Source organism: Undibacterium sp., from assembly GCF_030683615.1.
GTDB classification, from domain to species: domain Bacteria; phylum Pseudomonadota; class Gammaproteobacteria; order Burkholderiales; family Burkholderiaceae_D; genus Undibacterium; species Undibacterium umbellatum.
Window position 1 is genome coordinate 12,823 of record NZ_JAUXQE010000004.1, and the last position, 23,078, is coordinate 35,900.

Sequence of the window (23,078 nt, forward strand, 5' to 3'; positions counted from 1 at the left end):
AACTAGTCTTTTTGGTCTGGACTATTGTTAACGTCCTTCACGTCTTCCTCCACAATTGTTTGCTTTTCCAGTTCACGGTCAGGGCGATAACTCCAGGCTGGCATGACAAGCAAAATAAATAAAGATGCCAGTGCTGTGATGGCGCTGATCCAGAGGACAAACTGGTTGGCGGCGATACGCTCAGGGTAGATATGGGTAACTGCACCCAGACCAATGGCGTTGGCAGCGGCTACCAGTACTGCACAGGCGTAATCCTGAAAGCGCCTGGCCTTGTTGGCACTCTTGGCCCAGCGTGGGTCAGTGTTATAGCTGGGCAGGTGCAGGTGGGCATCTTCCAGCCTTTCCAGTGTGGCAAGGAAATGGCGCAAATTCGTGATCGAGCGTTCTGCCTTGTAATTCAAAAATGTCAGGCAGATGGATGCCACGGGAAAACCCATCACCAGCCACTCGATGGGCAGTTTGCTGCTAGGCTCGCCGGGCTTCAAGGCCACCAGTGCGGCCAGCAGGCTGACCACCAGGGTCACATACAAGGCCAGCGCCTGATGTCTTTGCGCGATGCGGGTATTGACTTCCTGGCTGGCAGCGATGAAACGGTAATTCGCATCAACATGGGATTTCGACATAGGGCAGCTTTCGGTGAACTTGGAACAAGCCGCTATTATCGCTGAATCCAGGCACCCCAACACTCAAAATGCCCAGGTGGCAGAAATGTAAGCTGTTCTGCTGTCTGGCAATTGCGCCAGTATTGCCTTGCTGGGGCCGCCATAAAAACGCACACCGCCATTGATACTGATGCGGTCACCCTGCCAGCCCAGGGCTGCTGTGACGATGCGGCCATTGTCTTCTGGGGTCCACAGTACATCCAGCGAAGGTTGCCAGCCATTTTCTTGCCAGCTCCAGCGTGCAAACACATTCTTGCGACGGATATTGCCAGAGGCTGACAATGCCTGGTTTTGCCATGCCAGGTTATAGCCAATCACTTGCTGCATTTGTGGCAAATAATTGACGCTACCCTGCAAAGTCAGGTTGCGCTTGTTCCAGTTTTGCCAATCGCGGTCAGACAAGGCGGTGCCATCCCACCAGGCTTCGATGAAAAAGCTGTGCTGTGACTCTGTCGTATAGTTCGCGCCCAGCATGGCCTGTACGACATTATTTTGGGTATTGTTTTGCCATGGGCTGTTGCGCTGTAACAGCGGGGTATCTGCATTCATTCGCAAGCCTGTGTTTCTTTGCATGAAGCGCAAAGAGCCGTGTACCTCCATTTCATCTGTCGCGACCCAGGATGCAGCAGCACCCAGGCTGCCACCGCTCTTTTGGCCATAACGGCCAAAGCCATGTAGATCCACACCGCCATTATGGTGATAAATCCGTGCTGCCAGGGCTTGCTCGTCCGCCACATCGGTGGTTGCTGCATGGCCGGGATTGACCCAGACCATGGACACAGACGTATTTGAGTTGAAATACTCCAGACTTGCCAAAGGCTTGCCTATCACCGTGGTGCTGATCAGCGAACGACGTTTTTCCTGTGCCACCACATCATTCGGGCGAAAACCATAACCAACATCCCAGGCGATGGTTTTTTTACCAGCACTGAACTGCCATGCACCATCACCCAGGCTGCCATAGAGTTCATTTAGCCATGCTGTGGCCTGGGTGCGTCCGCCATCATTCATTTGCCCCTGCAAGGTGGCGACAGCAGTAATGCCTTTGCCACTGGCGCGCAACTCGGTTTCCACTACACCCAATAGTGTATTCTTGTTGCTCAAGCCAGGGGCGAGTTGATTGGCAATTGCTAACTTGCTGGCACTATTGCTGGAATAGCTATTGAGCAGGCCGCGCACCTGACCGCTGAAGTCTGCATCCTCAGCCAAGGCAACAGCAGGTGTGCAGAGCAGGGCTGTCAGCAGGGCACCCAAGGCAGGGGTTTTCAAATTAACCATGTCTACTCCAGACTGGGGTTTTTGGCCAAAAACATGGGGTTCAGCCATTGTTCAGGCACGGTCTTTTGCTTGCGGCTGAGATAGCGCACGCGCGTTTCTTTGTGGCTGCTCAATTGATCCAGCAAGATCATTTCAGACACTGCAGTTGGTGCTTGCGGTTTGTCGAGGACAAAGCTGGCCTGCTTGGCGAGTTTTTCTGATTGCACATATAAGTCTGCCTTGATCGGCTCATGGCGGGTCTTGCCCAGCCACAGTTCTATGCGCTGGTAGGCGACGGACTTACGGACGGCATTCAGGCTCAGGTGTATGCAGGGCTTGTCATTGCATTTTTCTTCACCAACTATCTTGCCTGTGTAATCTTGCGACCAGCTCATGGTGGCGATATCGCCGATAGAGGCGTCCCCCAGCAATTTTTGCATAGGTGTGATGCGCAAAGGCCGCTGGCTGCCGGGCAAAAGCATCCAGAAATCATCACCCAGCATCAAGACTTTTTGTCCTTTTTCTGCCGGGCTTTTCATCAAGACCAGAGATTGATGATTGGCTTGCGAAAACACCAGGTAGTTTCTTTCCTTTTCCTTGCTGCCATCTTTGGCAAAGGTGGTGATCTCTGTTTCTACCTGCATGTTTTCTGTACCGACTCTGAATTGATCTGCCGTTTTCAGGTAGTCACTGACTTCATCTGCCCTGGCAAGGCCTGTGGTAGCTGCCAGCAGCAAGGTGGCGATGTGTATAGCTGTTTTCATTTTTTGTTCCTGTCTTAGTTATGTGCCAGTGCATCGACGATAGGTTGGCGCAGGGTTTTGCGGGCGATTAAGGCTGACGACAGCATGGACAAAGCAATCATCATGAATACCGTGATGGCATACATGGCGGCATCAATCGTGATCAGTAATGGGTAGCCGCTGGATCGTCCCGGTGGTGGTGGCATCTGTACCGGAAATATGGTCAGCAGCAAGGCAACCGTGATCGCCAGGGCCGCGCCCACTATGGCACCTGTGCCACCCAGTATCATTCCTTCAAATGAAAAACTGCGTATCAGTTGACCTGGTAGAGTGCCCATGGCGCGCAGTGTACCGACTTCACGGGTACGTTCTATGATGGCCATGGCCATGGCATTGGCAACCACGAACACCACGATGACACTGATGATGGCACCCAGTGCACCAAATATACGGTTATACAAATCGCGTACAGATTTATAGAAGAAAGCTTGTTCCAGCCAGTTTTGTACTGTCAGCTCAGGAAAGGTTTTTTCCAGCCTGGCTTGCGCTGGCAGGGTCGCATCCATGGAGTTCAGGAACACTCCCAGGCTGGAAATGCGCTGGGTATTCAACAGTTTTTGTGCGGTCTTGATATTTGAATACACCAGACGTTTATCCAGGTCTGGTACACCGGTGGATACCAGGCCCTTGACGGTGACATCAACTGCATTCAATGCACCATCTGTGGTGCTGGCCATCAGTGTCAGGCTGCTGCCGGGTTTGGCTTTCAGGCTGCGTGCCAGTGCTTCACCCAATACGATTTCAGCTTCTGCAGACTCGGTTTGCAGGAATTCACCTTCTTTCAATGTCAGAGTAGGGCCTTTGACCGAAAACTCAGCATCTGGGTCTATTCCAACTGCCATCATGATGGTGGACTTGTCGCCATTGCTGATCAGGCCGCTATATTCTATACGCGGCAAGACGTAACGCACGGCCGGGTCTGCCAGCAGCTTGCTTTGCAGCGCTGCCGCATTTTCCAGGCCATATTGCAGGGGAACATCCTGGTCACTGGTGAAGTGCTGGGGTTTGCCTATGATGAGGTGACCAGTGCTGCGTGCTGATATTTGCGCCAGACCTTCATAAGTCGAATAGGCAAAACCACCGGCCAGCAAGATCGCGGCTGTGCCCAGCGCAGCGATGACTACGGTGATGCCAGAACGACGGCGGTTGCGCAGGGTGTTGTAAAAGGCAAATTTGAGCCAGCTGAGTTTCATTGCAATCTCCCATCCAGCAATGACACAATGCGGTCACTGCGACTAGTAAGGCGGTTATCATGGCTGGCGATGATGAAGGCCACGCCTTCGGCATGACCTCGTTCACGCATCAGGTCCAGCACCTGGTCGGCGGTGTGTGAATCCAGGCTGGCTGTGGGTTCATCGGCAATCACCAGACTGGGGCGTTTGATCAGGGCGCGGGCAATTGCCACCCTTTGACGCTGGCCGCCAGAGAGAGCATCAGGCAAATGTTGGGCATGTTCATGCAGGCCAACTGCCTTCAATTGGGCGGCCACCCGCTCGCGACGTTCTGCTGCTGGCACGCCCGTCAGGAAGAGCGGATAATCCACATTTTCTGCCACCGTCATGACGGGAACCAGATTAAAGCTTTGAAAAATAAAACCTATGGTGTCGCGTCTTTGTAGTGTCTTTTGCGTTTCATTGTATAGCTTGATGTTGACGCCATTCAGCAAGATATCGCCAGCATCAGCATGGTCTATCAAGCCGCACAGATTCAGTATCGTGCTCTTGCCGCTGCCGGAGGGGCCGGTCAGGGCCAGCAATTCACCGCGCTGCAGTGTCAGGTCTACACCTTGCAATGCCTTGACGACGTGAGCACCCAATTTGTAGGTTTTATGAACCGCATGCAGTTCTATGGCAGGTGCCAGGCTCATGATGGGATGCCTTTCAGCATGGCTTTGGCGGCTTCTGCCTGAGGTGCATTTTGTTTGACCACTTCATTCAGATAACGCTTTGCATCCTCCGGGCGTTTTTGTTCATTCGCCAGGCTGGCTGCACGCATCAGCACAGAACCACGAAAGCCAGTTTCTGCCTTGTCGAATTGTTTGTGTTCCAGCACTTCATTCAAGAGCTTGGCACCACGCGGACCACGGTTCATAAAGGCAGGTACTGCCAGGAAAGTGCTTGCGGCGACAAATTTGACTTCCAGTATCACTGGCGTGCTGCCATGACCCTGGGCATTTTCATTGGCTGCCGCCAGTTGCAGGGCTTTTTCCAGCATGGCCATGCCATCTTCTGCATACGACATTTTCTTCCAGGGGAACATGGTGGTGACTGCCAGTTTGCCTGTGCTGGCACCTGCATAGGCCATGATCAAGGGGCTGGTGGGGTCTTGCTTGAGCAATTCATTGAAGGCATTCGCAGTGGCTTCTTCACCACCTTTGCCAGACTGCGTGAATTGCTGGAAGGCAGTCTTAAACTCAGGCTCAGAAAATGCCATGGCCTGACTGCTGACCAGCAATGCCAGGCTAGTTGTCAAAAGAAATTTTTTTCCAATAGTAAAGTGACGGGTGCGCATATGAATCTCCTGTAAGTATCAAACGTGTTTGGTGTTGCGACAGGGAGGAGATTAAAGAGCGCACGCTTTACTCACAACGCAGATGCGACGAGGCTAGGAAGTTTGCCGTGAACGGTAGGGAACGTGGCGCGAATGGCTGGGGCCGTGCGCGAGGAGTTTTGTTTTTATGGAAATATTGGCAAGGCAGGAAAATTTTCCTGAATCATGCAATACTAGATTTTGAGTATAAATTCCTTAACAAAAAAGCGACGAGACCATGAAAAACCCAGCCAAAGAATTTATTGTTAATAAAAGCGATTTACTGGAATCCAGATTCAAACCCCTGCATGTGCCTGCAGAGGCAGAGTTGCAAGAAGGGCAAGTAGTGTTGCAAGTGGAGCGTTTTGCTTTTACATCAAATAACGTGACTTATGCGGCCTTTGGCACAGCCATGCATTACTGGAACTTTTTTCCTACAGACGAAGGCTGGGGCAATATCCCGGTCTGGGGTTTTGGCGACGTGCTGGCATCGAAAGCCGAAGGAGTTGAGGTCGGTGAACGCTTCTATGGCTACTATCCCATGGCTACCCATCTGACAGTGCAGGCAACGCGGGTTGCGCCTGGCGGTTTTGTTGATGGAGCAGAGCACAGGCAAGCCATGCATGGTTTATACAATCACTATGTCAGAACCAGTACTGACCCTGGCTACACCAAGGAATCAGAAGACGTACAAGTCTTGTTGAGACCCTTGTTCATCACTTCCTTCATGATTGATGATTTTCTTGATGACAATCAGTTCTTCGGCGCGCAGACAGTGCTGATCTCCAGTGCATCCAGCAAAACTGCTTATGGCCTGGCGTTTATGCTCTCGTTGCGCAAGGATAAAGCTTGCAAGATCATCGGCCTGACTTCCGCAGGCAATCTGGAATTTGTGCGGAATATGGCGATCTATGATGAAGTCATCAGCTACGGGCAAGTGACTGAATTAAGTGCTGATCAAGCCGTGGTATATGTTGATATGGCAGGCAATGGCCAATTGCGCAGCCAGTTGCATCATCATTTTAAAGACAACATGAAGTATAGCTGTGCTGTTGGTGGCACGCACTGGGAAGAGTTGAGCGGCGCATCCAACCTGCCCGGTGCCAAACCCACGCTGTTCTTTGCACCGGCACAAATCAAAAAGCGCATGACAGACTGGGGGCCGAATGGCGTGCAGTCCCGTCTGGCGCTGGCCTGGCAAGCCTTCATGCAGCCGGTGATGAGCGCAGAAAAGCCATGGATGCAAGTTATCCATGGACAGGGTGAGGCGGCAGTGCGGCAAGTCTATGATGATATGCTGAGTGGAGCCGCCCGGCCGGATCAGGGCAATGTGCTTACTTTGCTCAGCGTTGATCCTGCTTAATTTTTCCAGAGAGCAGGCAAATCACCAGATTTCCTGCCCCTGATGATGGCTGCGTTGATCTTGTTGATGACTTCTGCCCTGGTATTGATGCTGGCAGTAAAATGGATGGGGTCAACCAGCAAAGGCTTGGCAAACACCTTGACGCCAAAATTCATCTGGGTGTCGCTGCGCAAGTTTTTCTCATTCAGATAAAGATTGAGTTCTGCCTCCAGATCCCTGGCATTGGGCAGGCGTGAATTCACCAGCATGACATCCATGCGCCCGGACAAGAGCTTCTTCAGGCGCGAACTGGTTTGTGGCTGATCTTCTTCTACCTTGAAGATGACATTGCGCATTTTATCTATTTCGTCGCCAAAGCGTATGCCTCTGACGATGCCCACGGATTTCCCTTGCAAGTCTTGTATGCCTGAATATTGCATTGTGGCGTCGTCCCTGACGACGACCCAGACAAAGTCTGAGAAAACCGGCTCTGAATAACGCATGGTTTTCAGTCGTTCACTGCTTTTTGATAAGCCAAAACCCAGGCCCTCACCCTTGCCTATGTTTTCTATGACACGCGGCAGGGGATAGCGGCGCACATCAAACTGCACATCCATGCTGCGCTCAAAATAGGCGATGATTTTTTGATTTTCTGGCCGTATGGGGGCAATTTCACCATTTTCAGTGCGAGTTTCTGCCAGCAATAAAGGCAGCACGGTCTTGGCATGAACTGCTGATGGCAGAGAGCAAAAACAAAGCACGATTGCTGTAACGCGAGCATAAGCATGGAAAATGGCGGGATACTTAACTGGCATGCAATCTTTTTGTCCGGGAACGATTTGTCGATGATACCTTTGCCATGGCAGGCTTGTATAGTTGCTTAAAGTAAGGATTTGTTAAGCAAGACGAAACTTTGGCAATCGATGCAGAAAGATCGAAAATAACAGGCTGGAAGCTTGGCAGATTTTAAAAAGAGCTAATTAATTTGCTAAGATAGCGCCAGGATTTTCAATGTTACTTTTTGCGTAAAAAGGAGACATCATGCCCCTGGTTACTATCACTGTTTGCAAGCCCAAGTCCCTGCTTTTTAAAGAGACTGTCTTGAATGCTGTGCATGCCGCCTTGGTAGAGGCGGGAGTTCCTGAGAAAGACAAATTTCAGCGCATACTGGAACTGGATGCGGAAAATTTCCGTTTTGATACGCATTATCCCGATCTGCACAAAGGCAGAAATCAGGATTTCGTCTTGATAGAAATCCTCTGGTCGGTTGGGCGCAGTGTACAGGTCAAGAAAAAATTATTGGACAGCCTGATGAAGCGACTTATTGACAAGAGCATGAACCCAGAGAACATCATGGTCTGTTTCAAGGAAACGTCATGGGAAAACTGGTCATTCGCGGGCGGTCGACTGATCCACGTATGAGCTTGCTGCATGTTTGAGAATGGTGCTATCGCAGCACAGAAGGGCTTAGGGCCCAAGTCGGCAATGATGCTTGCCAAAGTCGGTATTACGACGGTGGAACAATTGCAGGAACTTGGATCGGTAGGTGCGTTTTTACTGGTGCGCCAAAACGATAGTCGCGCCAGCCTGAATTTGCTGTGGGGACTGGAGTCGGCGCTGACGGGGATACCCTGGCAAGAGATATCGCGCTTTCATCGCAGTAGTTTGCTGTTGGCACTAGACAGTCAGGCCAATCAGAATAAATCATCGGACATTAAATAAAGAGAGGTAAATAATGATGGGAAAAACCAGGCTGGAAGCCTTTAGCGACGGTGTTATTGCGATATTGATCACCATCATGGTGCTGGAGATGAAAGTACCGCATGGCGGGACGCTGGACGCGCTGCTGCCTGTATGGCCGGTATTTCTGAGCTACATCCTGAGCTTTGTCTACGTTGGCATCTACTGGAATAATCATCATCACATGCTGCATACCTGCCGCAAGGTGACGGGCGGCATTTTGTGGGCCAATCTGCATTTGTTGTTCTGGCTGTCGCTCATCCCATTTGCTTCTGGTTGGGTAGGTGAAAATCATTTTGCTTCTGCACCAGCAGCCTTGTATGGTGTGGTTTTGCTGATGGCAGCGATTGCTTATTTCATTTTGCAGCAACAGATCATCGCCACCCAGGGTGAAGATTCTTTATTGAAAAAAGCCGTAGGTGCAGACTGGAAGGGCAAGCTCTCGCCTATCACGTACGCAACCGCCATCCCTCTGGCTTTCTGGTATCCCTTGCTATCGATGGCCCTGTATGTAGCGATGGCCATGATATGGCTGATACCTGACCGTCGTATAGAAATAGCTTTGAAGAATCACGAGGAATAAGCGCATGCGTCTTATCGTATTTGCCAACATCGTGTTGGCTGGCCTGTTTACTTGCATGCCCTGCCTGGCGACCGATCAGTCAGGCAATGATCAGAATATCGTACTTGTCAGCGCTACCGGGAAAATCGACGGTAGCCTGCAATTGCCAGCCAGTAAAGGCAAATTGCCCGTGGTCTTGATCATCGCCGGGTCAGGCCCCACAGACAGGGATGGTAATTCAGCTGGCTTGAAAGGCAAGAATAACTCTCTGAAAATGCTGGCAGAAAGCATGGCACAAGCAGGGATTGCCTCAGTACGCTTTGACAAGCGTGGCGTTGCCGCCAGCAAAGCCGCTGCAACATCTGAAGCCGAACTGCGTTTTGAAACCTATGTGCAGGATGCAGTGGCCTGGCTAACCTTGTTGAAGGCAGATGCACGTTTTTCTGATGTGGCGATTCTGGGCCATAGCGAGGGTTCCTTGATTGCCATGCTGGCTGCGCAGCAAGAGCCTGTCAAAGCGCTTATCTCAATTGCTGGCCCGGCAAAAAATGCAGCTGATGTATTACGTCAGCAATTGCAGGGTAAATTGCCGCCGGCATTAGCGGCAAAAAATGACGAGATTCTTACGTCTTTGCAAGCGGGGAAAATCTACAAAGAAGTTCCGCCAGAGTTAAATTCTTTATACCGCGAAAGTGTGCAGCCCTATCTTGTTTCCTGGTTTCATTACACGCCTGAAAAAGAAATAGGCAAGCTGACTTGCCCCATTCTCTTGATTCAGGGCGCAAAGGATATACAGGTGGATACCCAGCAACTGTCAGCCTTGAAACTAGCCAGTCCAGATGCCAGCATTTTGCTGGTGCAGGATATGAATCATGTATTAAAAACTATCAACGGTGACATGGCACAGCAAATGGCGTCTTATAGTGACCCAGCCTTGCCTCTGGCATCTGAGTTGGTGGTCAAGCTTAATGATTTTTTGCGTGAAAAGCTAATGAAGAAGTAATAATCATGAGATAGTTTGCCATTCATGCCAGACTGACTTAGGATGGATATTGATCCGCATCAAAGAAGCGGACATAGACAAATGGGGACAGAATGGCAAATCAATCGCAAGGCAGGGGCGGGGATAGTGCGCCGCCCGATATCAAGACCGTTATCGACAATGAAGCGGCATTTCCACCGCTGCGAAGGGTGGGCATGTTCCGGCCTTTTGTTTGGTTAAAACTGGGTTGGCAAGACTTTCGTGCATCTGGTGGCTCCAGCATCTTTTATGGAGTCTGTTTTGCTGCCATGGGTCTGTTGTTGCAACTGGTGTTGAACAATGCGCCTGAATATTTGTCTGCCCTGACTTGCGGCTTTCTGCTGGTCGGCCCCTTGCTGGCTCTTGGACTGTACGACATCAGCCGCCGGCTTGAAAATGTACGTTCCGGCTTGTTGGGCAGTGTCTTTTCCATGCGCGGGCGCTGGAGTAATATCGGCGTGCTGGCGCTGGTGCTGGCAGTTATCATGATGGTCTGGGCACGTGCTTCGCTGGTGATTTTTGCCCTGTTCTATAACAAAGGCATGCCGACCATGCAGCATTTCCTGTCGCAGCTATTCTCTCTGAATAATCTTGAATTCCTGGCTGTCTATCTTTGCATAGGCTTTGTCTTTGCCAGTCTGGTATTTGCCATTAGCTGGGTATCCATACCTTTAATGCTGGATCGCGATACCGATGCGATCACCGCCATGATCATCAGTTGTGTAGCCTTGTTCATCAATGTGCCTGTCACTATGGTCTGGTCTTCCATCATTATCGCCAGTGTCGTCGTGGGATTCATGAGCTGGAATATTGGTTTTCTTGTCATCATGCCCATCATAGGTCACGCTACCTGGCATGCCTATAAAGACGTGGTGGGTACGGAGGCAGACCGTTAATCTGTTTGGGAATAAAAAAGCCACGAAGTATCGTGGCTTGTTAACTTGAGATGAACTTCTCAACCGTAAGCACCACCAGTATACAAAAGGTCAAAAGTACGGGCGATGGCTGCAATCAGTGAAAAAGCACCCACACCCAATGTCAGTACCAGCAAAACTGCCAGCGGCCAGTTGGATTCGCTGGTTTTGCCGGATTTGCCATTGTGACGGGCATCCCATTTTTCATCCGGTGTTAAACCGATCACCAGCGCTTCCAGAATGGCGATCAGGAAAGACAGTAACAAGAAACCATATTGCACTATTTCTGGTTTGCCAAAATAGAAATAATGGATAGTCATGCTAAGCGGCAGTGTCATGAAATGCAACCAACCCCATTTGTCTTTTTTACCGTACAGGTAAAAACGGTGCAAGCCTATTGCGCCGAATACGGCTGCCAGAAGAGTTGCCAGGGTTTTATTTTTATGCGGTGTTTTATCGGTGAGTGTCATTGCTAAAACCATCAAAGTCGGAGCTGTGATTGTATGCTATGCCTGTGAAGTGTGTCGCATTTGTCACGCAGATAGATAAAAACAGGGTGCAGGATGGGAAAAGTGGGATAGTTCTTGCGACTTGCTCAAGAAGCGGGCTATAATCTACAGCTTTTTCCGCGTTCAGACATTTTTTGGAAATATTATGGTCGTTATTCGTTTAGCTCGTGGTGGCGCAAAAAAGCGCCCTTTTTACAACATCGTTGCAACTGATTCCCGTAATCGTCGCGATGGTCGCTTTATCGAGCGCATCGGTTTCTACAATCCAGTAGCTACTGGCAATGCAGAAACAGTACGCGTTGCAGCTGATCGCTTGGCTTACTGGCAAGGCGTTGGTGCTCAATTGTCTCCAGCAGTTGCTCGCCTGGTAGCTCAGTCCGGTAAAGCAGCAGCTTAATCGCTGCAAGCTGTATCATGACTGCTGCAGTCCATGCTCCTGATGATCTGGTCCTGGTTGGCTATATCTCGGGAGCATTTGGTATTCACGGCTGGGTGAGGATACGTCCTTATTCTGCTGACGCTGACGCATTGATGTCAGTAAAAACCTGGTGGTTGGATAAGCCTGAGTTGCGTGATGTTGACCGTCTGGAAGTTAAAATCCAGGGGGAAGATGTAGTTGCGCGGCTGGTGGGTGTGCCTGATAGAAATGCCGCAGAAGCACTGAAAGGTGCGACTGTACAAATTTCTCGCAAACATTTTCCTGCTTTGGCGTCCGGTGAATTCTATTGGCTCGATCTGATAGGTTTGCAGGTAGATAATCTTCAGGGTGAGAATTTAGGTGTGGTCAGGGATTTGATGGACAATGGTGCGCATCCGATTTTACGGGTGGCGGCAGCGGATGTGCCTGAAAATGAACTGGCGAAACACGAACGCCTGATCCCTTTTGTAGAAGCTTTCGTCAAGGAAGTCGATCAAAAAGCAGGCAAAATTCAGGTCGACTGGGGTAGTGATTATTAACGTGATGCAATCAGAAGGCATAAGCATGCAATTTGATGTCATTACGCTGTTCCCCGAAATGTTCGCTGCCATTACACAATCAGGTGTAACGAGGCGGGCTTTCGAGCAACAAAAATGCGAATTAAAGCTGTGGAATCCGCGTGATTTCACGACTGACAGGCATCGTACCGTGGATGACCGGCCTTATGGCGGTGGCCCGGGTATGGTGATGCTGGCAAAACCCTTGCAGACCGCAATCGAGTCTGCCAAGGCACGCCAGACTGCTTTGTCTGCAGTGGTGCCCAAAGTGATTTATCTGTCACCACAGGGCAAACCACTGACACATGAAAAGGTCATGCAACTGGCGGCAACGCCGGGCCTGGTTTTGTTATGTGGCAGGTATGAGGCAGTAGATCAGCGTCTGCTGGATAATTACGTCGACGAAGAAATCAGCCTCGGCGATTTCGTCTTGTCTGGCGGTGAATTGCCAGCGATGGCCCTGATGGATGCTGTCATACGGCAAATCCCTGGCGTCTTGCACGATGATGCCTCGGCAGTGCAGGACAGTTTTGTCAATGGTTTGCTGGATTGCCCGCATTACACCAGGCCAGAAGTCTTTGAAGATCAGGTTGTGCCAGCCGTCTTAATGGGTGGTAATCATGCTGAAATCGAAAAGTGGCGACGTCAGCGTGCACTGGAAGCCAGTCAGTTAAAGCGTCCGGATTTAATCATTGCAGCGCGTGCGGCGGGCTTGTTAAGTCGTGCCGACGAAAATTTTTTAAGTAGTTTGTAGTAATTTTCAGCTCTTGAGCTGAAATATTTAAGCGTGAATCTTCAATGATTCACATGTTAAACCCCATCCTCTACCGGGCATCAGCCAGAACCAGATTCTGCAGCGTCGGCAAGATGGTCTTAGGAGTAAAAAATGGATCTGATCCAAAAATTAGAGCAAGAAGAAATTGCTCGCCTCGGCAAGAGCATCCCTGACTTTGCGCCAGGTGATACAGTAGTTGTGAGCGTCAACGTTGTTGAAGGTACTCGCAAACGTGCACAGGCTTACGAAGGCGTAGTTATCTCCCGTCGTAACCGCGGTCTGAATTCCAACTTCATCGTCCGTAAGATTTCTTCCGGCGAAGGCGTTGAGCGTACATTCCAGTTGTACTCCCCACTGATCGCTTCTATCGAAGTGAAACGTCGCGGTGATGTACGTCGTGCAAAACTGTACTATCTGCGTGAACGCTCTGGTAAATCTGCTCGTATCAAAGAGAAATTGCCAGCACGTAAAGTTGTTGCAGCAAAAGCAGAGTAATATCTGGTCTTGCAGTATTGAAAAAGGATGCTTAGGCATCCTTTTTTTATTGGAAAATAGGCGACAAATGCTTTCTGCGATGCCAGCCAAAAAATAGCCAGACCAACAATAAAGTTAATTGTCATTGTGAGTAAACCGGTTTTTGACCCCCAGACTTTCCCTATCCATTCCTTGGGTGAAGAAGCGGCTGTGCCTGCGGCACATCTCTCACCAGCCTGGTTGCGCCAACGCTTCTTGCAACAGCATGAATGGACGCCAGAAGTTGTCGATGAAAGTTTTTTCTCCAAAAACCTGCCTTTCAGGCTGGCCTCGGTCTTGATACCCATCGTCATGCATGATGACGGCCTGACCGTGCTTCTCACTGAGCGGGCTGCACACCTGAACCATCATCCCGGGCAAATCAGCTTTCCCGGTGGGCGTTTTGAGGAAGAAGATATTGATCCGGTCACCACGGCCCTGCGTGAAGCAGAAGAAGAGATAGGCCTGCAACGCGAATATGTTGAAATTCTGGGGAGTCTGCCAGAATATAAAACTGGTACAGGCTACCAGGTCAGCCCTATCGTCTCATTGATCATGCCTGGTTTTCCCGTACGTAGCGATCCCTCGGAAGTTGCCTCGGTTTTTGAAGTGCCGCTGAGCTTCCTGATGGATGGCACAAATCACCAGCGCCGCAGCTTTGATTTACCTGACAATGCAGGCAAACGGCATTTTTATGCCATGCCATACGAGCAGCATTTTATCTGGGGTGCAACGGCGGGCATGCTGCGCAATCTGTTTCATTTCCTGCGTGCATGACCCCTAAACTCTTGCCGATAGTGCCCTGAGTTACTAATTTATACAACAAATCCGGCGAAAATCGCCACGATACTGCGTCTCAAATGCGCGCAAGGCACCAGCCTTGCTGTGCTTTGCTCCTTGCCTCGTGACGATTTCTCCAGATTTGTTATTGAATGAATTAATAACTCAGAGCACTAGAACAAAGCTTCATAATCTGGGCAAATCGGTTTACACTTGCCGCATTTGCAAATTGATTGTTTGCAGCATTGCGCTGCAACATAAGCCCAGTCTACCATGACCTTTATTTCTATCCTGTTGGCGCTGTTGATTGAGCAGCTCAAGCCCTTGCGGGCAGATAACCCTATCTATACGCAAATCCAGACGCTGGCTAACAAAATCGAAGCATCCTTTAATGCAGGCAAGGTCAAGCATGGTCGCTTGGGCTGGTGGATAGTCATTGCCTCGCTGACACTACCAACTGCCCTGATTTATTGGCTGTGCCTGCGCCTGAACCCGATTGCAGCCTTGCTGTGGAATGTGCTCATCGTTTATCTGACACTGGGTTTCCGCCGCTATAGCCATTATTTCACCTCGATACAATTGGCATTAAGCTCTGGTGACGAAGATGCTGCCAGGCGCTATCTGGCTGAGTGGACGCATTTGGACACCACCGGCATGGAAGTGTCAGAGATATCCCGTCTTGCCGTAGAACGTTCATTGATCGCTACCCACCGCAATGTGTTTGGTGTGTTCTTCTGGTTTCTCATGCCAGTTGGTCCGGCTTGTGCCGTCATGTATCGCGCAGCAGAATACCTGTCGCGCGCCTGGAACGAGCCTGAGCATATGAAAAATGAAGAATTTGGTATCTATGCAGCCAAAGTCTTTTACTGGATAGACTGGGTACCTGCCCGCCTCACTGCTGTCGCTTTTGCCGTGGTCGGCAATTTTGAAGATGCGGTTTACTCCTGGCGCAATTATGCCGATCGCTGGTCGGATGAGCTGGTAGGCATCATCCTCTCTGCTGGTGGTGGTGCCCTTGGTGTGCGCCTGGGTGAGCCAGAAGAAAAAGCCATGGTCTTGCAAGCGGATGCAACAGCGGTTGACGTTGACAGCCTGGATCTGGAAAGCCAGCCGGGGGCAGAAGCCTCACCGCGTGCATTACAAAGCGCCGTTGGCCTGGTATGGCGTGCCTTGCTGTTATGGATGCTACTGCTCCTGCTCCTGTCTTTCGCAGTCTGGATATAATTTAGAGGCTGGCCCTGTCAATACAGTGCCAGCCTTTTTGTTGTGAAGAATCTGAAAGTTATGGCAATATCCAGCATGCAAGGAACATCATCATGTCTGAAATCTTTGAAGGCCAGTGCCAATGTGGTGAGGTGCAGTACCGCGTTAGTGGCGAGTCTCTGACCTTATTTGCTTGCCACTGCCAGGATTGCCAGCGCCAATCTTCCAGTGCTTTTGGCATGGCACTCTGGATACGCCTGCAGCAGATGCAGCTAAAGACCGGTCAGCCCAAATTATGGGTGCGAAAAATGCCTTCGGGACGTGAGATGGAATGCAGCTTTTGCCCAACTTGTGGCACACGCATGTTTCATCGCCTCCTGGGCCAGACAGAAATCATCAGTATTAAACCGGGTACACTGAACGATACCAGCAGTTTGCAACCTGTCGCCCATATCTGGACCAGCAGCGTCCAGCCCTGGTTGCATCTGGATGAAGATTGCTTGCACTATACGGGCAACCCGGACGATTTCCAGATTCTGTTTGAAGCTTGGAAAAAAAATTTGCTGAATAAAACGAAAGAAGAATGAAGAAAATCATTGCCCCCGGCATGTGCCTGCGCGCCTATGAACTTGATGATGCGGATCTGTTTGCTGCAGTAGTTCGTGAATCGGTAGAAACCGTTGGACGCTGGATGGGCTGGTGTCATGTAGACTTCAATAGCGACCATGCGCGCGACTGGTTTGTTGCTTGTGACAAGGCACGTGAAGAAGGTAGCGCCTACGAGTTTGGCATCTTCAGCGAAGATGGCAAAAACTTGCTGGGCGGTGCAGGCTTGAACATGATCAGCAAATTGCATAATTATTGCAATCTCGGTTATTGGGTCAGACAATCATGCCAGGGACGGGGAATTGCCAGCAAGGCAGCAGGGTTGCTGGTGGATGCCGGGTTCAGGGAACTGGGTTTTAACCGTATGGAAATCGTGGTGGCTGAAGGCAATCTGGCTAGTATTGCGGTGGCGAAGAAACTCCATGCACAACTGGAGTGCATGGCCCGCAATCGCCTTATGGTCGGTGGCGTGCCAGTTGCGGCGGCGGTACATTCTTTGTTGTCGCAAGACTGGCATGCCAGTCTGACTTATGATGTACAAAAATAGCATTAATAGAATGTGTAGCACCAGATTGAATTCAGCAGCATTGCCTTGATGGAGGTTTATGTCTGAGCGAAATACCAGTATTGATATTGCTAAAGGCCTGGGTATCATCCTGGTGGTCTTTGGGCATAACTGGATCATCGCTCACAATCATGGTGAGTTGTTTCGTATCATCTTTTCCTTCCACATGCCCCTGTTCTTCTTTTTGTCAGGGGCCGTCCTGCATCAGGATACTGCCTTCAGAGATTTTCTGGTCTTTAAGGCCGATGCCTTACTGAAGCCGTTCTTTGTCGTGTTGTCAGCCTGGGGGCTGGCGCGTATAGTCTTGTCTGGAGTGGATGCCCATACTTATGTGCTGGGCATGCTGTATGCGACAGGCAATACCATAGAGTGGGTGCCGCTCTGGTATTTGCCACACTTGTTCCTGGCCATGCTATTGGCCTGGTCAGTCTTGCACCTGGCAAATCGCGTGCATGCAGGCTTATTGCTGCCGGTAGTTTGTATAAGTATTCTGCTTGCCGCCGGGATCGTTGTGACGCGCATTTGCAGTCAATTGGATGTTCAACAATTCGCCAGCTTGCATCTCTGGCTGGGCAACCGTCAACATGATTTTCCTGGCTTGCCATGGAGCCTGGACCTGATTGGCATCAGCACAGCTTTCATCTTGCTCGGCTATGTGATGCACGACTATGTCATGCGCTTTCGCTTCCTGCCCTGGGCGTTTATCGTGGCGCTACTCTTGTTTGCGGCCCTGCATTTCTTTTTTGATGAAACCATAGATTTGAATATGCGTGAGTATGGTACTTGGTGGATAGCGACTGCCCAGGCCTTGCTGGGCATCTATCTGGCCTTGTCAGTATCGGCCTGCCTGCAATATGCGGGCAAGCTGGGTAAGCTACTGGCTTATCTGGGCACCAGCAGTTTATTCATCATGATTTTTCACTCATGGATAGAGTGGAAGGTATTTGCCCTTCTGGCGCGCTGGAATTCATATGCCTACCTGAACGCCAGCCTGGCATTGCTGGCTGGATTGCTAATACCCTTGCTCTTATTAAGCCTGGTCAAAAAATACAAGTTCTTGTACATCTTGCTTTTGCCGAAAGCACATACGCCCAGGCTGCGTGCCGGGACATAGCGGCAAAACCGTGAGCATGATTGTGCTTGCTGAAACGATTCATGATAGTACGCAAGGCACTGCATTTGATTGAGCCTGGGTTTCACTTTTCAGGATCCGATGTAATAAAATGGGTGAGGCGTCAAATTTATACCAAGCTTTTTTAAATGCGACATAAGGATATAAGTACAGTGAATTTTCATGGAACAGGATTGTCACTACCAGGCATATCCCAGCCTGAATGCTCGCATCTTATTTGAACTACACTTTTGCTACTGGTTATTATGCAGGCATGGCTATTGGGATTGCGCACATATCTGCGTTACTACCTGGATCTACTTCGCGGATCAGAATTGGTCATCACTCGATTTTCAGGCAGCTTGATTCATACAGATCAAGCGCTGAATGTGATTTTCTATGGCTCCAGCAATTTACTGGCAGACGCTTTTTTGAATCCAGGTTACCAGCAAGAAGTACTGGGAAGTTTCCAGCCTCTACGCTTGCGTGCAGCAATCCAGCGGTATGGTTCAGCCGATGTCGTTTTGTATCCGCATTTGCCCTGGCAAGCCCGGCCAGAAATAGTAATACCCGATTACCTTGAGGCCATCTTGCCGCTGCCTGCCGCTATGGAAGGATTCATGAAGCAATTGCGGGGCAATGTGCGGCGCAGTGTGCAACAGGCATTGAAAAGCAATGTCAGCTTTGACGAAGGCCATAGCCTGGACGACTATCGTGAATTTCATGAGCAGATGTTGATACCTTATTTGCGCACACGACATGGCGAACATGCGCATCTGGATACTGCCGAAAACATGTATGCGCAGGCCGGTCGCTCGCACCTGGTCTTTGTATCGGAGAATGGTCAGAGACTGGGCGGGTTTTTATTGCTCAAACCGCGCATCTCTGGTGTCGCTTATTTCAATAAACTAGGCCTGCACCCTGCTGTGTATGCGGACAAGGAGCGCATGCGCCAATTGAATGCGCTTCTGTATTACAAAATGTTCAGCATGAGTATGGAGCAAGGATACCCTGCCATCAATCTGGGCATCACGCCACCCGTTTTTGGCAATGGCATACTGTGGTACAAATCCAGTTGGGGGGCGCAAATCATACCGAATGCGAGCTTGCATCGTTATGCGCTCAGTATTGCTGGCCCCAATCGCGCATCCGTGCTGGCACATATGCAGGCAGTGGTCGAAATGGATGCAGACAAGTTGCGCGTCAACCTGGCTATGCGCGATGGAATAGAGGATGACCTAAAACGTCATCGCTTCAATGGCTTGGCACATATTGCGTTGGTGAATGAGAATAGACAGATAATAAAGCATCTGACAGAGTGAAAAGGCCGAAAAAATGGCATGTGCAGATCGATATTGAACAGTTGCGAGCATGCCGTTTAATGTGGCACTAAACTTCTGGGTAAGAATCATCTGATCAAGCTTGCTTCTCAGTTGGGAAAATTCATTTATTTCTGCATGAAGGACATTTTTTTGAATTGTGTTTTGTTCATTGATAACGGCAATTCATACCTGTCAATTTAAACATGTCGCACGCAATATGATGATCAATCAATAAGTCCTGGCCCGCTCTTTTCTTTACTACACGACAAAATGAACTATATTGGCTCAATGAGTTGCTGGGTAAGATTGCCTGCTTTACATCAAAGCCAGATATATCAGTAACGCCGGTTTTGATTCAAGTCTTCTATAAGATATAATATGGAAGTATATTGAAAGCTTGGTGTCACATAATGATGTTAAGCTTAATTCACTCTTGCTTCAGCAAGCCGAGCACATGGCCGATTCCACAAAAACGCAACAAGTCCGCGAGTTTTTCATCCAGGGTTTAACCAGTGATGGCAAACAATTTCGCCCCAGTGATTGGGCAGAGCGCCTGTGCGGAGCCATGTCTTGTTTCAGCCCTGACGGTGGCAGGCACTCACACCTGCAATATTCACCCTATGTACGCCCGATATTGTTGAACGGTGTGCGTTCTGTTGTGGTCAATGAAGCAATACGCGATATAGAGCCGCTGGCTTATCATTTTGTCGTCAGCTTTGCCAAAGATAATGATTTGCAAATTATCGATGCCTGCCTGTTGCCAGACGAGCCCAAGGCTGCTGGCAAGTAAAGTTCCACGCTTGATACTGGATTAATCCAGTGCATGTCTGCTTTGCACCATCACACCGTCTGGTTTTGAAACGCCTCTATCACTTGCTGTCTTAGCCAGCGATTAGCAGGATCATTTTCCACATTTTGATGCCAGTACAAATACACATCCCATGAAGGCATGGAGCTTGGCAATGGCAAGATCTGATTGTTAAATTGTTCATTTGCGATGCGTGCATAGCCTTCCGGCATGGTCAGCAGTAAATCAGTCTGGCTGACCACCCTGCAAGCCGCAAAATAATGCTGACAGCGCAGGCGTATGCGTCTTTGCAAGCCGAGGCGGCTCAGTTCAAAATCTTCCAATCCCATGCCCTTACGTCTTGAGCTGGCCAGTATGTGTTCGGCCTGTATATAGGTGTCCAGATCCAGCTTGCCCTGTATGACGGGATGATCGCGTCTAGCCAGTACAACGGTATTGCCTTGCACCACCTTCTGGCGACGTATCTCATTTGGCAGAGGCAAGAGCATGTCAATCGCCAGATCAAGGCTGCCAGCCGCCAGTTCACTCACGAGTTCCCGCCTTTCCACCTGTATCGCTGCCAGATTGATTTGCGGCGCTTGCCGGGTGATGCTTTCCATCAGCGGCGGCAGGGCGGTGGATTCCAATACGTCACGTAAGGCCAGGTTGAATTGCTTGCTGGCCATTGCGGGGTCAAACTTTTCGTTCTCGGTCAGCGTCACTTCCAGCCCGCGCAAGGCGTGCCGCACCGGTTCTATGATGCTGCGCGCCAGCGGCGTCGAAACCATCATCTGCCCCTGACGTACAAACAGTGGGTCATTGAACAATTGCCGCAGGCGGTTCAGTGCATGGCTGATGGCTGGCTGGGTCAAGTTCAGTTGCTGGCTGGCACGGGTCACGCTGCCTTCGGTATAGATGGCAACAAAGACGGTGAACAGGTTTAAATCGACTCGAGATAAATGCATGAAATTAATTAATTCCGATAATAACTATTCATTTGATCAATTATAGGCGCAGGCTTACACTTTGTTCATCAATTTATAAGTGATATCTCACAGAGGAACAAATGGCAGCTTTATATCTGGTCAGGCACGGGCAGGCTTCATTCGGCAACCAGAACTATGACCAATTATCTGAACTGGGCGAACAGCAGGCAAGGCACTTGGGCCGCTGGTGGGCAGAGCGTGATATGCAGGTGTCAAGAGTGGTCACTGGCGCGCTTACACGGCACCAGCAAACTGCGCGAGCCTGTCTGTCTGAAATGCTGCAACAGGATGTTGATGCATTGGATACCTCTGCCTGGCATTGCGATGCAGGTTTTAATGAATACAACCACCATGAAGTCCTGGCGCGGCATGTGCCAGCTTTTGATGATCCGGCAGCCGTCAAGCATTTCCTGATGAATACGCCGAACGGCAAACAAGCCTTCCAGGATATTTTTGCCCAGGCGATCAGCCGCTGGATGTCTGGTGAGCATGATGCTGAATATGTAGAAAGCTGGAATGCTTTCCGCCAGCGTTGCATCATCGCCATGCACAAGCAACTGGAAATTGCTGATGATGCCAAGAACATCGTCGTGTTCACTTCTGGCGGCACTATCTCGGCGCTATGCCAGCATGTACTGGGTTTCCCTGATCCACGCTTCGCCGAACTCAACTGGTCGCTGGTGAATAGTGCGGTCACCCGTTTTCATCTACAGCCTACCGTAGAGGGCGTATTGCGCCCGGCACTGGCTTACCTGAATAATTTTTCGCACCTTGAAGTGCTGAACAATCCCAAAGCAATCACATACGTTTGAAAAATGAGAGAAATAGGAGATGCAGGAGATGACAGCAATGTTTGATTTGACGGGCAAGGTTGCACTGGTCACAGGGGCCAGCCGTGGCATAGGTGAAGCCGTTGCCAAGACCCTGGCTGCTAACGGTGCCTATGTCATCGTTTCCAGCCGTAAGGCAGAAGCCTGTGAAGCAGTGGTGGCGGCAATCGTCGCTGCAGGTGGCAGGGCAGAAGCACGCGCTTGCCATATCGGTGAAATGTCGCAGATTGATGCTCTGTTTGCCGACATCATGGCCGCTCACCGCAGGCTCGATATTCTGGTCAATAATGCCGCCACTAACCCGCACTTCGGGCATATCACTGAGACCGATGTCAGTGCCTTCCAGAAGACGGTGGATGTCAATATACGCGGCTATTTCTTCATGTCTTCAGCAGGTGCCAAACTGATGGCAAAAAATGGCGGTGGCAGCATCATCAATGTGGCTTCCGTCAATGGTGTGGTGCCAGGTGCCATGCAAGGGATTTACTCCATCACCAAGGCAGCTGTCATCGCCATGACCAAATCCTTCGCGCAAGAGTGTGCGCCCATGGGTGTGCGCGTGAATGCCTTGTTGCCAGGCGCGACAGATACCAAGTTTGCCTCGGCCCTGTTCCACAATCCCGTCATCCTCGAAAAAGCACTGACCCGCATACCCATGAAACGCATTGCCGAACCAGATGAAATGGCGGGCACGGTCTTGTACCTGGCATCGAATGCAGCTAGCTACACCACGGGTGCCTGCATCAATGTTGATGGTGGTTATCTGGTCAGTTAATGCGACACAAAGATAAGGCGCGATCATGAAACCGTCATATGTGGCTAGCAATCCAGATTACGCAATACAGCTAAAGAACCTGGTGCTGGCCATGCCGATGGCGAAATGGCTGGGCATAGCGTTTGTGAAGGTGGAACCAGGCGAGGTGGAACTGGATATCGCCTACCGGGAAGAACTCAGTTTCGTACCAGGAAAAATGCAGGCTACCGCCATCTTTGCCGCCGCTGATTTTGCTGGAGTTTCTGCCGCCGGCACTCTGTTACCAGCAGGCTGGATCAATGCCAGCATTGATTGTAATTTGAAGATAGTCGCACCTGCCGATGGTGAAAAACTGCGGGCGCGCGGGCGTGTGGTTTCACACGGCAAATTGCTGACAGTCAGCGCCGCAGAGGTTTTTTCTGTTCGCAATGGCGAAGAAGTTTTATGCGCAACAGCATTGCTGACGGCGCGCAATATTGAACTGCAAAGAAAGTAAATCGGACATATACATGTCCAGCCGGACCAACCAGGA

Annotated in this window: 29 protein-coding genes; 20 read left to right on the forward strand and 9 right to left on the reverse strand. The window is 50.2% G+C overall.

The features are described 5' to 3' along the window. Positions 1-2: 2 nt before the first annotated feature. From Q8K39_RS00980 to Q8K39_RS01005, 6 genes are all read right to left on the reverse strand, one after another. On the reverse strand, positions 3-623 hold the full coding sequence (locus Q8K39_RS00980; RefSeq protein ID WP_305257932.1) for a hypothetical protein: 621 nt from the start codon (positions 621-623) through the stop codon (positions 3-5). A 63-nt stretch (positions 624-686) separates the two neighbouring features. After that, positions 687-1,940 carry a hypothetical protein gene (locus Q8K39_RS00985; RefSeq protein WP_305257933.1) on the reverse strand — a complete coding sequence of 418 codons (1,254 nt, stop codon included), beginning with the start codon at positions 1,938-1,940 and terminating at the stop codon, positions 687-689. A gap of 2 nt (positions 1,941-1,942) precedes the next feature. After that, positions 1,943-2,683, reverse strand: a complete 741-nt coding sequence (locus Q8K39_RS00990) for an outer membrane lipoprotein-sorting protein (RefSeq protein WP_186954780.1) — start codon at positions 2,681-2,683, stop codon at positions 1,943-1,945. A 14-nt stretch (positions 2,684-2,697) separates the two neighbouring features. After that, on the reverse strand, positions 2,698-3,915 hold the full coding sequence (locus tag Q8K39_RS00995) for an FtsX-like permease family protein (protein ID WP_305257934.1): 1,218 nt from the start codon (positions 3,913-3,915) through the stop codon (positions 2,698-2,700). Beyond that, positions 3,912-4,589, reverse strand: coding sequence for an ABC transporter ATP-binding protein (locus tag Q8K39_RS01000; protein ID WP_305257935.1), 678 nt, complete (start codon positions 4,587-4,589; stop codon positions 3,912-3,914). Before Q8K39_RS01000 ends, Q8K39_RS00995 begins: the two co-directional genes overlap by 4 nt. Beyond that, positions 4,586-5,233 carry a hypothetical protein gene (locus Q8K39_RS01005; protein ID WP_305257936.1) on the reverse strand — a complete coding sequence of 216 codons (648 nt, stop codon included), beginning with the start codon at positions 5,231-5,233 and terminating at the stop codon, positions 4,586-4,588. The genes Q8K39_RS01000 and Q8K39_RS01005 overlap by 4 nt, the downstream gene beginning before the upstream one ends. Positions 5,234-5,489: 256 nt before the next feature. On the opposite strand from Q8K39_RS01005, the gene Q8K39_RS01010 reads away from it, so the two are divergent. After that, complete coding sequence (locus Q8K39_RS01010) at positions 5,490-6,614, forward strand: DUF2855 family protein (RefSeq protein WP_305257937.1); 1,125 nt, start codon at positions 5,490-5,492, stop codon at positions 6,612-6,614. Here Q8K39_RS01010 and Q8K39_RS01015 read toward each other — a convergent pair. After that, complete coding sequence (locus Q8K39_RS01015; protein WP_305257938.1) at positions 6,611-7,408, reverse strand: ABC transporter substrate-binding protein; 798 nt, start codon at positions 7,406-7,408, stop codon at positions 6,611-6,613. The genes Q8K39_RS01010 and Q8K39_RS01015 overlap by 4 nt on opposite strands. 226 nt (positions 7,409-7,634) lie before the next feature. Here Q8K39_RS01015 and Q8K39_RS01020 point away from each other — a divergent pair, with 226 nt between their 5' ends. The 5 genes from Q8K39_RS01020 (at position 7,635) to Q8K39_RS01040 (ending at position 10,812) form a co-directional block, all read left to right on the forward strand. Further along, on the forward strand, positions 7,635-8,015 hold the full coding sequence (locus Q8K39_RS01020; RefSeq protein ID WP_305257939.1) for a tautomerase family protein: 381 nt from the start codon (positions 7,635-7,637) through the stop codon (positions 8,013-8,015). 9 nt (positions 8,016-8,024) lie between these two features. Beyond that, positions 8,025-8,315: a TfoX/Sxy family protein gene (locus Q8K39_RS01025; protein ID WP_186954773.1), complete on the forward strand. Its 291-nt coding sequence runs from the start codon at positions 8,025-8,027 to the stop codon at positions 8,313-8,315. A 16-nt stretch (positions 8,316-8,331) separates the two neighbouring features. Continuing rightward, positions 8,332-8,916 carry a TMEM175 family protein gene (locus Q8K39_RS01030; protein WP_305257978.1) on the forward strand — a complete coding sequence of 195 codons (585 nt, stop codon included), beginning with the start codon at positions 8,332-8,334 and terminating at the stop codon, positions 8,914-8,916. Positions 8,917-8,920: 4 nt separating this feature from the next. Beyond that, positions 8,921-9,898: a S9 family peptidase gene (locus Q8K39_RS01035; RefSeq protein ID WP_305257940.1), complete on the forward strand. Its 978-nt coding sequence runs from the start codon at positions 8,921-8,923 to the stop codon at positions 9,896-9,898. 92 nt (positions 9,899-9,990) lie between these two features. Next, positions 9,991-10,812: a DUF2189 domain-containing protein gene (locus Q8K39_RS01040; RefSeq protein ID WP_305257941.1), complete on the forward strand. Its 822-nt coding sequence runs from the start codon at positions 9,991-9,993 to the stop codon at positions 10,810-10,812. A gap of 59 nt (positions 10,813-10,871) precedes the next feature. Here Q8K39_RS01040 and Q8K39_RS01045 read toward each other — a convergent pair whose 3' ends face one another. Beyond that, positions 10,872-11,300 carry an NINE protein gene (locus tag Q8K39_RS01045; RefSeq protein WP_305257942.1) on the reverse strand — a complete coding sequence of 143 codons (429 nt, stop codon included), beginning with the start codon at positions 11,298-11,300 and terminating at the stop codon, positions 10,872-10,874. Between the two features lie 184 nt (positions 11,301-11,484). Here Q8K39_RS01045 and rpsP point away from each other — a divergent pair, with 184 nt between their 5' ends. The 11 genes from rpsP (at position 11,485) to Q8K39_RS01100 (ending at position 19,979) form a co-directional block, all read left to right on the forward strand. Beyond that, entirely contained in the window at positions 11,485-11,736 is a 252-nt protein-coding gene (gene rpsP / locus Q8K39_RS01050) for a 30S ribosomal protein S16 (protein WP_110255824.1), read from the forward strand. Positions 11,737-11,753: 17 nt separating this feature from the next. Beyond that, positions 11,754-12,296 (forward strand): ribosome maturation factor RimM, encoded by a 543-nt coding sequence (gene rimM / locus Q8K39_RS01055; RefSeq protein ID WP_186954770.1) that lies wholly within the window; start codon positions 11,754-11,756, stop codon positions 12,294-12,296. A 25-nt stretch (positions 12,297-12,321) separates the two neighbouring features. Further along, on the forward strand, positions 12,322-13,068 hold the full coding sequence (gene trmD / locus Q8K39_RS01060) for a tRNA (guanosine(37)-N1)-methyltransferase TrmD (RefSeq protein ID WP_305257943.1): 747 nt from the start codon (positions 12,322-12,324) through the stop codon (positions 13,066-13,068). A gap of 132 nt (positions 13,069-13,200) precedes the next feature. Next, positions 13,201-13,584: a 50S ribosomal protein L19 gene (rplS, locus tag Q8K39_RS01065; protein ID WP_186954768.1), complete on the forward strand. Its 384-nt coding sequence runs from the start codon at positions 13,201-13,203 to the stop codon at positions 13,582-13,584. Between the two features lie 126 nt (positions 13,585-13,710). After that, on the forward strand, positions 13,711-14,379 hold the full coding sequence (locus tag Q8K39_RS01070) for a CoA pyrophosphatase (RefSeq protein WP_305257944.1): 669 nt from the start codon (positions 13,711-13,713) through the stop codon (positions 14,377-14,379). Positions 14,380-14,655: 276 nt separating this feature from the next. Continuing rightward, positions 14,656-15,606, forward strand: a complete 951-nt coding sequence (locus Q8K39_RS01075; RefSeq protein ID WP_305257945.1) for a CobD/CbiB family protein — start codon at positions 14,656-14,658, stop codon at positions 15,604-15,606. A gap of 92 nt (positions 15,607-15,698) precedes the next feature. Continuing rightward, entirely contained in the window at positions 15,699-16,172 is a 474-nt protein-coding gene (locus Q8K39_RS01080; RefSeq protein ID WP_305257946.1) for a GFA family protein, read from the forward strand. Then, entirely contained in the window at positions 16,169-16,738 is a 570-nt protein-coding gene (locus Q8K39_RS01085) for a GNAT family N-acetyltransferase (RefSeq protein ID WP_305257947.1), read from the forward strand. The genes Q8K39_RS01080 and Q8K39_RS01085 overlap by 4 nt, the downstream gene beginning before the upstream one ends. 58 nt (positions 16,739-16,796) lie before the next feature. Beyond that, positions 16,797-17,870 carry an acyltransferase family protein gene (locus tag Q8K39_RS01090; protein WP_305257948.1) on the forward strand — a complete coding sequence of 358 codons (1,074 nt, stop codon included), beginning with the start codon at positions 16,797-16,799 and terminating at the stop codon, positions 17,868-17,870. A 359-nt stretch (positions 17,871-18,229) separates the two neighbouring features. Then, positions 18,230-19,189 (forward strand): hypothetical protein, encoded by a 960-nt coding sequence (locus tag Q8K39_RS01095; protein ID WP_305257949.1) that lies wholly within the window; start codon positions 18,230-18,232, stop codon positions 19,187-19,189. 454 nt (positions 19,190-19,643) lie between these two features. After that, on the forward strand, positions 19,644-19,979 hold the full coding sequence (locus Q8K39_RS01100) for a DUF3579 domain-containing protein (RefSeq protein WP_186954761.1): 336 nt from the start codon (positions 19,644-19,646) through the stop codon (positions 19,977-19,979). 50 nt (positions 19,980-20,029) lie between these two features. Here the strand turns inward: Q8K39_RS01100 and Q8K39_RS01105 are convergent, their stop codons facing one another. Beyond that, positions 20,030-20,941 carry a LysR family transcriptional regulator gene (locus Q8K39_RS01105; protein ID WP_305257950.1) on the reverse strand — a complete coding sequence of 304 codons (912 nt, stop codon included), beginning with the start codon at positions 20,939-20,941 and terminating at the stop codon, positions 20,030-20,032. Between the two features lie 101 nt (positions 20,942-21,042). Here Q8K39_RS01105 and Q8K39_RS01110 point away from each other — a divergent pair, with 101 nt between their 5' ends. The 3 genes from Q8K39_RS01110 to Q8K39_RS01120 are packed head-to-tail and all read left to right on the forward strand — an operon-like array spanning position 21,043 to position 23,042. Further along, a complete protein-coding gene (locus Q8K39_RS01110; RefSeq protein ID WP_305257951.1) occupies positions 21,043-21,774 on the forward strand; it encodes a histidine phosphatase family protein in 732 nt (243 codons plus the stop codon). Between the two features lie 28 nt (positions 21,775-21,802). Next, on the forward strand, positions 21,803-22,567 hold the full coding sequence (locus tag Q8K39_RS01115) for an SDR family oxidoreductase (protein WP_305257952.1): 765 nt from the start codon (positions 21,803-21,805) through the stop codon (positions 22,565-22,567). A 25-nt stretch (positions 22,568-22,592) separates the two neighbouring features. After that, the gene (locus Q8K39_RS01120) at positions 22,593-23,042 is read left to right on the forward strand and encodes a PaaI family thioesterase (protein ID WP_305257953.1); all 450 of its coding nucleotides are present in this window, start codon (positions 22,593-22,595) and stop codon (positions 23,040-23,042) included. Positions 23,043-23,078: the final 36 nt, after the last annotated feature.